The sequence below is a fragment of the Paenibacillus dendritiformis genome (assembly GCF_015845845.1).
Lineage (GTDB): Bacteria > Bacillota > Bacilli > Paenibacillales > Paenibacillaceae > Paenibacillus_B > Paenibacillus_B dendritiformis_C.
This window is the reverse complement of sequence record NZ_LDIG01000137.1, coordinates 1-12,249: the sequence shown is the minus strand read 5'-3', so window position 1 is coordinate 12,249 and position 12,249 is coordinate 1. Positions and strand designations below refer to the sequence as shown.

10 protein-coding genes and 1 pseudogene are annotated in these 12,249 nt (G+C 52.7%); 3 read left to right on the top strand and 8 right to left on the bottom strand.

Going from position 1 to position 12,249, the window contains the following annotated elements:
- Positions 1-72: 72 nt before the first annotated feature.
- From tnpA to ABD76_RS12860, 7 genes and pseudogenes are all read right to left on the bottom strand, one after another.
- Positions 73-279, bottom strand: a pseudogene (gene tnpA / locus ABD76_RS12890) (IS200/IS605 family transposase); the annotation flags it as partial.
- Positions 280-465: 186 nt separating this feature from the next.
- On the bottom strand, positions 466-1,326 hold the full coding sequence (locus ABD76_RS12885; protein ID WP_168181905.1) for a MurR/RpiR family transcriptional regulator: 861 nt from the start codon (positions 1,324-1,326) through the stop codon (positions 466-468).
- 95 nt (positions 1,327-1,421) lie between these two features.
- Entirely contained in the window at positions 1,422-2,111 is a 690-nt protein-coding gene (locus ABD76_RS12880; protein WP_197257426.1) for a hypothetical protein, read from the bottom strand.
- 12 nt (positions 2,112-2,123) lie between these two features.
- Positions 2,124-4,271 (bottom strand): hydantoinase/oxoprolinase family protein, encoded by a 2,148-nt coding sequence (locus ABD76_RS12875; RefSeq protein ID WP_197257424.1) that lies wholly within the window; start codon positions 4,269-4,271, stop codon positions 2,124-2,126.
- Positions 4,272-4,332: 61 nt separating this feature from the next.
- The gene (locus ABD76_RS12870; RefSeq protein WP_338125114.1) at positions 4,333-5,625 is read right to left on the bottom strand and encodes a citrate transporter; all 1,293 of its coding nucleotides are present in this window, start codon (positions 5,623-5,625) and stop codon (positions 4,333-4,335) included.
- Between the two features lie 46 nt (positions 5,626-5,671).
- Entirely contained in the window at positions 5,672-7,030 is a 1,359-nt protein-coding gene (locus tag ABD76_RS12865) for an FAD-dependent oxidoreductase (RefSeq protein WP_197257422.1), read from the bottom strand.
- Between the two features lie 280 nt (positions 7,031-7,310).
- Positions 7,311-7,976 (bottom strand): N-acetylmuramoyl-L-alanine amidase, encoded by a 666-nt coding sequence (locus ABD76_RS12860; RefSeq protein WP_197257420.1) that lies wholly within the window; start codon positions 7,974-7,976, stop codon positions 7,311-7,313.
- A gap of 840 nt (positions 7,977-8,816) precedes the next feature.
- On the opposite strand from ABD76_RS12860, the gene ABD76_RS12855 reads away from it, so the two are divergent.
- The 3 genes from ABD76_RS12855 (at position 8,817) to ABD76_RS29530 (ending at position 11,826) form a co-directional block, all read left to right on the top strand.
- Positions 8,817-10,307 (top strand): peptide MFS transporter, encoded by a 1,491-nt coding sequence (locus ABD76_RS12855; protein ID WP_197257418.1) that lies wholly within the window; start codon positions 8,817-8,819, stop codon positions 10,305-10,307.
- A 680-nt stretch (positions 10,308-10,987) separates the two neighbouring features.
- Complete coding sequence (locus ABD76_RS29535) at positions 10,988-11,347, top strand: cell wall metabolism sensor histidine kinase WalK (protein WP_242069550.1); 360 nt, start codon at positions 10,988-10,990, stop codon at positions 11,345-11,347.
- Entirely contained in the window at positions 11,314-11,826 is a 513-nt protein-coding gene (locus ABD76_RS29530) for a methyl-accepting chemotaxis protein (RefSeq protein WP_338125116.1), read from the top strand. The genes ABD76_RS29535 and ABD76_RS29530 overlap by 34 nt, the downstream gene beginning before the upstream one ends.
- 202 nt (positions 11,827-12,028) lie before the next feature.
- On the opposite strand, the gene ABD76_RS12845 is transcribed toward ABD76_RS29530, so the two are convergent.
- On the bottom strand, positions 12,029-12,249 hold a 221-nt coding region (locus ABD76_RS12845; protein ID WP_197257414.1), incomplete at its 5' end, for a transposase.

Here is a 12,249-nt window from a genome sequence, read left to right as displayed (position 1 = left end):
AGAACCTCAAGCAATCATCGACCGTCTCTGTGTGCGGATGGAGTCTGATATAGTAGTGGATATTCTTTAGTTCAACTTATATAGCATATGTACATGATCTGGCATCATGTGACCTTCTAAGATCTCCACTCCCTTGTATTTACATAAACGCTTGAAGATTTCAATCAAGTCTTTTCTCACTTGATTATAAATCTCTTTCCGTCTATACTTCGGGGTGAACACAATGTGGTATTTGCACATCCACTTCGTGTGAGCTAGACTATAGTTCTTGTTTGCCATCTAAGACCATTCCTTTCATTGAGCCTGAACATCTCAATTTTATCGGGATGGTCTTGTTGGTCAAACCCTCGATCCCTCCACCCGCATAGCGGGTGGTTTTTTGTTTCGTGCGTTTCACGCACTCAACGGACTAAAGCCCATAAAAAAAACGCTCCCGCCGCGCGGGAGCGTCTGTCTTTCCGGCCATCACAGAAAATAATTCGTTATCGACTGATCGCTTGCCAGTATCCCTTCGCTGTCCAGCTTTTTCTTCAAATACTGCTTATCCGATGAAATGAATACGCTCATGATGAGATCGACGACAAACAGAAACGTGATATGGTTGGACATGAAGGCGCTGTTGTTGACCGAAATTTTATCCGGCGCGATAATATCGACCACCGCATTTTCCGTAATCGGCGACGAATCGTAGCAGGTAACCGCCACCGTCTTGGCCTGATTGACCTGCGCGATGGAGACGGCGTCAATAATCTCCCGCGTCGAACCCGAACGCGAGAAGGCGATCACGACATCGTCCGGACCGCATTGGGAGGCCGCGATTTTCATTTCCCTGCTGTCGTTGATGGCATCGGCATGAATGCCTATAATCGCGAGCCGGTTCTTCAAGGCCATGGCCGCGAGGAATGAATCGAACAATCCGATGAGGACGATTCTGCGAGCCCCTTTCAGCAGCTCGACCACTTGATGAAGCTGGGCTTCCGTAATGAGCGCCGAGGTGTTGACGATCAGCTCGTTATAATCGAGAGCCAGCGCATCAATGACGTTGATCTCGCGCCGCTCCTTCTTTTTGGCCTGCATATCCCGGTAAAACGCATCCTGGGCGAACGCGATTTTAAAATCGTTGAAGCCTTTGAAGCCCACCTTTTTGCAAAAACGGTTGATGCTTGTCTCGGACACGCCGATTTCATTCGCGATCGCCGTAATCGTGTTACGGGTGATGAATTCCGGATTGTGTATAACGAAATTGGCGATTTGGTTTTCGCCGTATGTTAATTTTTGCGTTTGCGATACAATTTTTGCGATGACCGCCGGAACCTGTGAAGACATGGTACCTCCTCCTGACTGCCAATGGGAAAAAATGCGAATCCGGTAACCTCGCTAGCACACCCCATTATATCATATCAAGGGAAGTTATGAGAAAATCAAGCCAACATCATTTTCCAATTTTCGGCCCGCCGGCGAAGCTCGGCTGCATCCATTGCCCCCGTCTCGACTAGAAAAGCGTAATCGAGCGCATTCGGCAGAACGGGCAGGTTCAGCATCGTCTTGCAGTACGCATGCGCCGCGATTTCACTGCATTTCACGATGCTGGATCGCTTCGTATACCAGCTTCCGAGCTTGAAAATCTCAATCGGCTCCAGCGTCTCATTCGTGAATTGCCCCGCCCGGTACTCCGTATAATGGAAAAACTCATGCGCCAAATGAATGTCAATCAGCCTATCCAGTTCCTGTTCCGGCTCCCCGCATCCCTTCCCCATCACCGTCCGGTACGCCTGCCGCATATTGCGGAGCGACGAGGCATAAATGATAATTGCCGGCGGATTCTGGGCGAAATCAATCTGCGCGCGGAAGCTGACGTTGTGGAAGGTGCCGGACCGGTTCGTCACTTCATACCGCAAGCCTTCCATGTGACACAGATCCCGGATGGACTTGCGCTTGCCCTTGTATACAGCCGCCGTCTCTCTGCCCCGCTTCAGCGACATGCTTACATAGTACGAAATTCGTTCCTTCGGTATTTTGCGGAAAAGAGGATCCTGCTCCAGCTCCGCGCACGCCAGCCATTCATCGGATCCTCCCCCTTCCGTCAAGCGGCGGATGACCTCGTCCGGCATACCTTCCCCTCCTTATTGATAGGCAACGACGATCAATTCTTCTTCCTCTTTCAGCATTTCCGTCTCGATCTCGAGAATCGACATCAACTGCTCCTTCGTCTGCATCCCGGTCAAATCGAGCATCTTCTCCCGATAAAAGACGAATACCTTCGGTATGGTCGCGTTCGCATCGGAGTAGATCGTATTGTCGTCCAAAAAGTCCTGCAGCCGATTCCCGAACTCGGCTTTGGCCACCTTCGCAAAATGAACGTTCCCCTTCTTGAACCGGACGACACCCTCCCGATCGAGCACGCTCACATAGTTCGTCTTCTTCTTGATCAGACCGAAGAACGATTTCTTCGTCTCCTCGCCGACGAACAGGCTCCAGCGGCCGCACCGGGACGCCAGCTTCATGCCGTCCGCCGGCTGATCGACCGAGCTCGCGGCGATGGCGGCCATCTCCTCGACCGACAGCGCTTCCTGGCCCAGATCTTTGGAGCGAAGCTCTGTCGAGCCCGTCGCGATGGCCCGCAAAATGTTTTTCTGGCTGTCGATCTCGATCGTCACCTCGACCGTGTCCTCGTTGGCGCCCGATTGGACGATGCGTTCGACGATGTCGGAGCGAATTCGCTTGATGTCTTCTTCCGTCGGATTCACGACGGTTCTCTCCAACTGCTCCTTCACCATCGCCAGGGCGACGCCGATCGTCGACACGTAAGGCGCGTTGTTCGCGATCTGGAAGCGGAACCTCTCCCGCTCCGCCATGGCCGGGACGAGCACGGCGCCGCTGCCGCCGCCCCCGACCAGCGTCACGAACGAGCGATCCAGCTCATAGTCCTCGATCATCTCATTGACGGTCTTCATCGTCTTGTCGATCGCAATATCCATGACCTGTCTGGCTGCCTCTTCGACGCTCAGGCCGACATGAGCGGCAAAGGCTTCCCATGCCCGCACCGCCGCTTCCTTGTTCCCCCGCGCGTAATCGCCTTCCGGAATATAACCGAGAATATTGGCCGCGCCGGCCAGCGTATAGGAGAATTCCTTGCCGTTCTCGCTCTCGCAGATAATATATTCGGCCGGATCCCCTTCCCGCGGGCTGACGAACTTGACCTTCGGGTTGACGATCTGATCCGCTGGAGCGAACGCCTCGTAGTCCTTGCCCGCGATATGGGCGCTTCGCGGACCGACGTCGATGATCTTTCCGTTCGCCACCTTGATCATGCTTCCGCCGGCAATGCCGAGCGTGCGCACATCCAGAGACTGCAAATAGGTCCGGTGCCCGCCGACCTGAGCATTCTTGATCATGACCTTCCCGTTCTTGATGACGGAAATATCGACGCTCGTGCCGCCGACCTCGAAAAAGATGCCGTCCGACACCTTCTCATACATCAGGACGCCGGCGACACCGGCGGCAAGCCCCGACAGCATCGTCAAAATCGGACGCTTGCGAACCTCATCGATGCTCATGACGCCGCCGTCGCAGCGCATAATCATAAGCGGAGATTGAATATTCGCGTTCTTGACCGATTTCTCCGTCATATTTGCCGTTTCCATCATTTTCGGAATGAGGGAGGCATTGACGACCGCCGTTCTTGTCCGTGTCTTGAGTCCGTACAACTGGGAGATTTCATGCCCGCCGGTGGCGTACATCCCTTTGCGGTTCGCGATCTCGACGACGCGAAGCTCATTGGCCGGGTCATCGACGCTATATGCCTCGGAAGCGACGATCACTTCCGCTCCCTGCCGCGCGAGCTCGTCAATCGCCGCTTCGATATCCTCGTCCCGCAAATTTTTGGAATCAAGATACGTATGATAGGTCTTCAAATATTTGCCCGGCGCCAGCTCGATATCTCCGGGATTCGACTCCGAGCGCGCGCTCATGCCGTCAAGTCCGGAACCCATGCCGATAATGCCGACGCTGGCCACATCCCCTTCCAGCAAGGCGTTGGTCGCTTGCGTCGTGCCGTGGGCAATAAAGGTTACATCGTCCGGGGAAATGGCTTCGTTCTCCAAAATCCGCTTCAATATGTCTACAATCCCTTTCGCCACACCGTCTTCATGATGATGTGTCGTCGGAATTTTCATCTTCCCGATAACCTCGTACGTCTCATTATCAATGACGGCCGCATCCGTGAAGGTGCCTCCGACATCGATTCCAACCCTTACTTTTCTTCTCTTCATCGTTCTCCTCCTGCGGCAACGGGCGGACACCCGCAAGTCTCCGCCCGGATTCTAGCTTCTTCTAAAAGACCATAAATGACCCGAACACCATCGAAATCAGCACCGCGGCCATCATCCAAGGAAGCGTCTTTTTCAAAATATCGTTAATGTCGCTCTTCGTAAAATCCGCCACCCACACGTTATGCGAGTTGGTCGGGTCGGACACGGCCTGCACGTTGCTGACGACGCGCAGAGCCAGCATCGCCGCGACCGGGGTCATGCCCGCCGACACGAACAGGGCGGCGATGCCGCTGCCCAGCCCCCATACGTTCAGCGGCCCGCGGTAGATGGCGAGCGGAGACAGCACCGTGAAGAACAGAATGTACATGAGCGGACTGGTCGGCAGCACCGCTTCAATCAATGGGCTGATCAGCGCCGATACCTGCGGCGCCATGACGGAATTCAACAGAATGCCGATGCCGATCATGAGCGCCATCGCGCCGGCGACGTCCTGAATCCCTTCCACCAGCGCGCTGGACAGGATATGAATCGGCCGCTTCGGCCAGGTCAGCAGTATCGTAACCAACGCCCCGATGACCACCGCCGGCACGATGTCGAGCTTGAACGCAAAGACGAGAATGACCGGCACAAGCGGGCTAATGAGGGCAAAGGCAGGCACTTTTTTGCCTTCTCCGCCGGAAGCCGTCGGCATCGCCCATGCTTTGCGGCCCTTGCCGTCCCGCCGGATGTAGAAAATAATCATCGCCAACGATACGAGAATGAGCGGCAGCGCGGCGACCAGCGTATAATCCGCAATCGTCTGCACCGAGAGGCCGAGCACGTCCACATAGACGGCCCAGTTGGAGACGTTGAACAGCGCGCCGACGCCGACGGCGGAAATGACGACGATGGAGGCGACGAACTGGGAAATGCCCGCCGTCAGCATAATCGGAATGACGATCGTACCGACCAGGATGACCATGCCCAGTCCGCCGGCCGCCGAGAAAATAATGGATGCGGTTGCGAAAAACAAGACCGCGATCAGCACCGGCTTGTCGCCTGCAAGCTCGGCCGCTTTCCGGATAATCGACTTCGTAATGCCGACTTTATTCAAAATTTGGCCGAACCAGGCCCCGAACACCAAGCCCGCGATGGCGCCGGACAGCCGCATCGAGCCGGACGACAGAATCGTCTTGGCAATCGTGGTCGCCTCGGGATCGTTCGACATCCACGGCACGCCGGCGATGACGGCGAACAGAATGGCCATCAAGGGCAGGGCGAGAATGGTCGGCAGCTTCCGGGTCATCATTAACCCGACGAACACAAGAAAGACAAGTAAAATGCCGATGGCTTGAACCCACATTAACGATGTCACGATGATTTCCCCTCTCGAATCAAGTTCTTATCCTGCTCAGGTTCATCTATATTTCTAAATAAGCGCCTTGCGCTTTAAGTACGGATTGCACTTCCTTGATGTCCACATCCCGCACGCCGATGCCGTTCTTCGCGGCTACCGCGGCGGCTACGCCGCCGGCATGGCCGATCGCCCCCGTCGTCGGCGTCGTCCGCATCGCGGCCTGCGCCTCGAAGGTAGCCGAAATGCATCTGCCGATGACGATCAGGTTGTGCACGGATTCCGTGATCATGCAAGAGTAAGGAATGCTGTACATGCCGCCCCATTCCAGCTTCCGATGCTTCGTTCCTTCGCCGTCCGGACTATGGATATCGATCGGGTAGCCGGAATGGGCGATCGTATCCTCGAACAACCGCTGCTCCAGCAGATCCTCGGCCGTCAGCGTATACACGCCCTTAATCTGGCGGGAACCCCGAACGCCGATAGTCGGTCCGGTCGATTCCACGATCGCATGCTCGAAGCCCGGAATATACTTGCGCACGAACAACTCCAGCTCGCGGCACTGCTTGCGGCCTTCCATCTCCGCCTTGCTCAGACTGAACGCATCCGTCGGGTCATGACCGAGAATCCGGGTCGTATTCAGGATGACCTCGCCCGGGTTATTCGTCTCGAAAAACAGCACATTTTCCCGGGGGATCGAGATCTCGCCTCTCTCCTTCGCCAGCTTGAACAGGCTGTCGAACCCGCCTACCGACAGGCGCGGAGCCTTCTCGATGATGGACGTGTCGCCCTGATACAGCGGAAAGTCTTCCGGATGGGCGTGAATATATTGCTTCACCTTCGAAATATCGACGTTGTACATCTTCATCTTCAACGTCATCGGCTGCATGGCCCCGTCGGATTCCCTGCCTTTGGTGAACTCGGCTCCCGCGCCGACGGACAAATCGCCGTCGCCCGTCCCGTCGATGAACACGGACGCCTCGATCTCGCTCAGACCCGATTTATTGCACACCGTGATGCTGACGATTCGCCCGCCCTCGGTCTTCACGCCGGCCAGCATCGTATGGTACAGAATCTCCCCGCCGCTCTCGGTGACCATCAGCTCCAGTTCATGCTTCATCGCTTCGGCATCGAACGGAGTCACCGAATACGTGAAGCCGACCGTATCGAAAATATGCCCCGGCGACTTGTCCTGCTTCTTCAGCCGTTCAATCAACTGGTTCGTAAATCCTTGAATGGCAAGCTTCTCTCCCGCATGGAAGGTCATCATCGGGCCTACCCCATTCGCGGTAAGCGTCCCGCCGAGAAAGCCGTGCGACTCTACAATCAGGGTCTTCGCCCCCAAGCTGGATGCCGCAACGGCAGCCATCGCTCCCGAGATGCCGCCCCCCATGACGACCACGTCATACTTCAGCCTGTTCCCCATACCGTCATCGCTCCTTCTGATTGATGTATGATTGCTGCTTACCCATAGCCTATCAGACAAAAACCTTATTGTAAATGCTTTCAGGAAAATAATTTTCTATATATCCGAAAATTATGTTTATTATTTTCCGATTATGTTAAAGCTATGATTTAGCGCATAAAAGGCAAAAAAATTACCGAAGCTTGCGCTCCGGGTTATCTGAAAAGGGGATTGCCTCATCGGTTTTCCTCATATGGATTAGGCCAGCCATAAGCTTTGTCGGCCTATTTTTTCTCAAGGGTTATTTTGCTATACGTCTCAGTAACCGCTCAGCGACCACAGCTACCTCGGCGCGGGTGATCGGCTGATTCGGTTCGAAGTTCCCGGTGTCGCGGCCCACCATAATTCCGGCCTCGATCACCGCTCTGATCGCCGCCTCCGCCCAGTGGCCGATGATATCGGGGGGAACCGGCTTATCATTTGCCTTCATTGCTTTTTCTACCAATTGCATAAACTCCTGCCACCGCGGGAGAATCCGGGACGGGCACGCCTTCCCGCTCCAGTGGCGGTGCGGTACGACAGCGTTCAGCCCGATGCCGTGCCGCTTGGCCAGCAGAGCGATCAGCTCCGCGGCCCGCTGCCACGCCAACGGCTCGTCCATTCCCTGATACATACAGACCTCGATGCCGATGGACGACGTATTTCCGGGGCCGTTGCCGTCGCCCGCGTGCCAGCCCTGCTCATCATCCCGCAGACTCTGGTAGATCTCATGGTCATCTACCGTGTAGTGCCAGCTTGTCTGCGTGCCGCCGCTCCCGTTCAGAATATATCGGCTATGCGCTTCCGCTGTAGCGCCGGGGGCGGTGTTATCCGTATTGTGAACGGTAATATATTGCGGCTTCATCGGCCGGCTCGGCTTGTTCGGCCGCCCGTCGGGAAGCAATCGCTGCTTGATCTCGATGGTCACTTTTCATCAGCTCTCTTCAGAAACAGTTTTATCTGGAAGAAAAAATTATCCGATTGCGGTAGAAAGAGTGACTTCATCGCTATGATGTTGAGCTTCTATCTTCCATAGTAAATTCTATGATGACAAGATAGAATGCGCCGATTGCAGATGTCCCGTGCCAAAAGATTGTTTTTATAGGAATCGCGCTGCGAAGACTGGTCGCGATGCTCATTGTGCTTGGTCTGCGCAAATAAAAAATAGACCGCCCCGCATCGCCAACTCCCGCCGAGTCAACCGGCAATCCTTCAAGCGCACTCGCAAAGGAAGGCGGAAACACTAGATTCAGGAGCAATGCGATGACCAAAAATACAGTTAAGGTGTTTCTTCTCTCTTATCCCTGGGTCCAGGAAGAAGTTCCTAATAACCAGGATTACAAGCGACCCTATTCAAAAACTGATCATGGGCGGTAAATAGCAACATCGATATAGTATTTTTGGTGGAGATGGTAGTGTTATATTAGGTATATTCCGGTAAAATAGCCACGAAAAAAACAGAGACCGCCTCCTAATGGAAGCGGTTCTCTGCTTACATACGCCTGTTCCTATAACGGCTTATTCACTTCCGATCGAGCCAGCGCCGCAGGATAACCGCGGCAGCTGTCCGGGATGTGTTCGTTCTCGGCGAGAATAAGACTAACATGCTGAGAATGAATATTGCATAGTTATTAATAGCGTAGTCTTTTCCGGCATTGTCTTATATTGTCACTTCGAAATGATTGCAGTCATACGATTTAGGGTATTATAATAAAAAAATATAAAGCTTCATTACGTTAAAGGATTATTTTATTAAAGGAGCGTTGCTATGGCAAGCAATGACAGAAAGAGGATTATAGAGAGTGTTCCGCAAAAGGGATTTTTCGGGCATCCCAAAGGCTTGTTTACTCTCTTTTTCACCGAGTTTTGGGAGCGATTTTCCTATTATGGAATGAGGGCCATTCTTGTATTCTTTATGTACTATGAAGTGTCGCGGGGCGGACTCGGGTTTCCGGAGAATACTGCGCTCGCCATTATGTCCATCTATGGATCACTCGTGTATATGTCGGGAATAATCGGCGGCTGGATGGCTGACCGGATTTTGGGTACGTCGAAAGCCGTTTTTTATGGCGGTATCTTGATCATGCTGGGTCATATCGTGCTGGCCGTACCGGGAAATGCTTCGCTATTCTTTGTATCTATGATCTTGATTGTGTTAGGGACCGGTCTTTTGAAGCCTAATGCCTCCAGTTTAGTAGGGGAAATTTATGGCGAACAGGATAACCGCCGAGATGCGGGATTTAGCATTTTTTATATGGGGATTAACCTTGGGGGATTCCTCTCTCCATTAGTTGTAGGAACCGTCGGGATGAATAATTTTCACCTTGGTTTCGGTCTTGCTGCTGTCGGAATGTTCATCGGCTTGGCTGTTTATGTGGCAACCCGATCCAAATATCTAGGTCTTGCCGGTACGATTGTTGTCAACCCGCTCTCACCCGCTGAGAAGAAAAAGGTGTTTACGGTTCTGGGTGTGGGTGCCGTTGTATTGGGCGCCTTGATCGCGGTTGCGATTGCATTTGGCGTGTTGACTTTCGACACGTTTATCAAGCTGGTTGGGATTCTAGGCATCCTGATCCCCACCCTGTACTTTGTCGTTATGTACCGCAGTCCTAAAACAACGCCCGTCGAGCGTTCCCGGGTTATTGCGTACATTCCTTTGTTCATTGCTTCAATTATGTTCTGGGCCATTCAGGAGCAAGGGTCCACGATTCTTGCCAACTATGCAGACAAACGTACCCAATTGGAATTCGCAGGCATCCATATTTCACCCGCCTGGTTCCAGTCCCTGAATCCGCTCTTTATAATTATACTGGCGCCTGTATTCGCTTGGTTGTGGGTGAAGCTCGGAAATCGCCAACCGACCATCCCTCAAAAATTCTCGCTGGGCTTATTGTTTGCAGGTTTGTCCTTCTTGATCATCCTGCTGCCGGCTTACTTGGGCGGACCCGCTTCGCTCGTCAGCCCATTGTGGCTCGTGCTCAGCTATTTCGTCGTCGTGCTCGGAGAGCTGTGCTTGTCGCCGGTGGGCCTCTCGGCTACGACGAAGCTCGCGCCCGCTGCCTTCACGGCCCAAACCATGAGCCTATGGTTCTTATCCAATGCCGCGGCTCAAGCCATTAACGCCCAAATCGTAAAGTTCTACACACCGGAAACCGAGATGCTTTACTTTGGTGTGATTGGAGGGGCAGCCCTCGTGCTGAGTATTCTGCTCTACCTGCTGTCTCCGAAGATTCAAAGCTATATGAAAGGCGTCAAATAAGCATACCGCCTTTCGTGAGACAGCCAGACTCCTTGTCCTTGGCAATGAACAACCTATGTACTCGCAGCTCATGGCCGTCAGAAAATGTCGTTTTCTGGCGGTCTTGGGCGTACTCGTATTCAAACAACCAGACCCAATGAAGCTGTATATGGCGTCCGAAATATGACGATCTAATGAACTTGACGATTCTGTGATAAGTCTACCATCTTTTTGCTCTTTCTTCAACCTAAACATTCATCGCATGTTGTTATTTTCGGAAGAGAATACTGTGACTCTCAGATAGGTGCATTAACATGGCTAGAGCACAAATGTAACAGGTACTCGTGCGGCCGATTCCTCTCCTCCTTCATTTAGGAAAATCCGCTCCCTGATTGATAATCGCGCATCACATCCGCTTGGGCGAGCATGCTGCCTATTCAAAATTCAAACTACATATCTGCATATTCATCCTCCGCCAATCCCTCCTGCCCTGTCACCCTGCAATGAATCTAGCTTTGACGGCCAGAGATCCAGGCTTCTCGTAATATATCAATCCATTTTCGGTCTGAAAACCGCTTGTCCCCGACCTTTGTATTAAAAAGCCCATTTCTTGGACGATAAATACTCAAATCGATTTTTACTGATTGTTGTCGAATTTTCTTGGAAGTTCACACCTGCAAACATCTTAGAGGAGGGGCTCTATGTTAAGAAGCATTAAGCTGAAACTGATTCTAGCCTTTTTAATGACGATTCTCATTCCTATCTCTTTAATTGGCGTGATTGTGCACAATAGCATGGTAAAGGAAATCACCGATAATTTCGTGACATCGACTACGAATGAAGTCTCACAGGTGGACGGCAGAATGTCTCTTTACTTCGACACGGTGAAGGAAAATGTGCAGCTCCTGGCCGCCAGCCCGATCATCCGCCAAGCCGATGACACCATCACCTCATATATGAACCGGCCGGAAAACAGCAAGGCGACACCTTCAAAAAACGGAGGCATTGAAACCGAGATCTATAAAGAATTAGGTCGGTTTGCCAAAACACTGCTTCCATAGAAGCCGCCCGCGCCGGCGAGCATGGTCAAGGCTTTGCCGTCGTTGCCCATGAGGTAAGGAAGCTGGCGGAACGCTCGGCGAACTCCGCGCGCGAAATCACCGACCTGATCGAAGAAGCGAAGATGGATGCCTCCAAGGCCGTCGAGTCGATGGATGACGTTCGGGAAAGCGTCGCCGATGGCATTTACAAGGTAGAAAATTCGGTGAAACTGATTCAGCGCATCTTATCGGAAATTACCGATATGGCAGGCCAAATTCAAGACACGTCGGCCGTGACGGAAGAAATGTCCGCCGGCTCCGAGGAAGTGCTTGCATCCGTTAACGAAATCGCGCACATCGCCGAGAAGAACGCGGAGCATGCCACGACACTCGTGAAGTTCACGGATCAACAGCTGCTGGATATGTCCACCCTAATGAAAAATGCGGAGCAGCTAAATCAAATGGCACAGACGTTGAGCCAAATGGCTCTTCGCCACTAGCAATGTTATGAGAACAAATGGTTCTATCAACCCTTTGAAAATCTTTGAAAACCGGACAAGGGAATTGGTATAGATGCTTCGCTCTGCGTTCACCTTCTGTAGCAGCATAAACATGCCAGTAAATGGACATACTGGTGGCTGGACAAGGGAATTGGTTCAGGTGCGAGCGATGCGTGGCTCCATGCTGTAGCCAGTTCTTTTCTTATTTCAATGTGAAGTTAAGTTTGCCCGCCAGAACGTACACCATGGCGATGATGTTTTTCTCGGAACGGTATCCGCGAGCTTTCCGTTTGGCGGCCTGGAACAAGCTATTCACTCCCTCCAGAAGGCCATTCGTCAGCTTTGACGAGAACCAGCGAACAACGCCATCGTAGTGATTTTGCAGCATTTTAGCGACTTCGACCATTGGAGCCAAACGGCAAC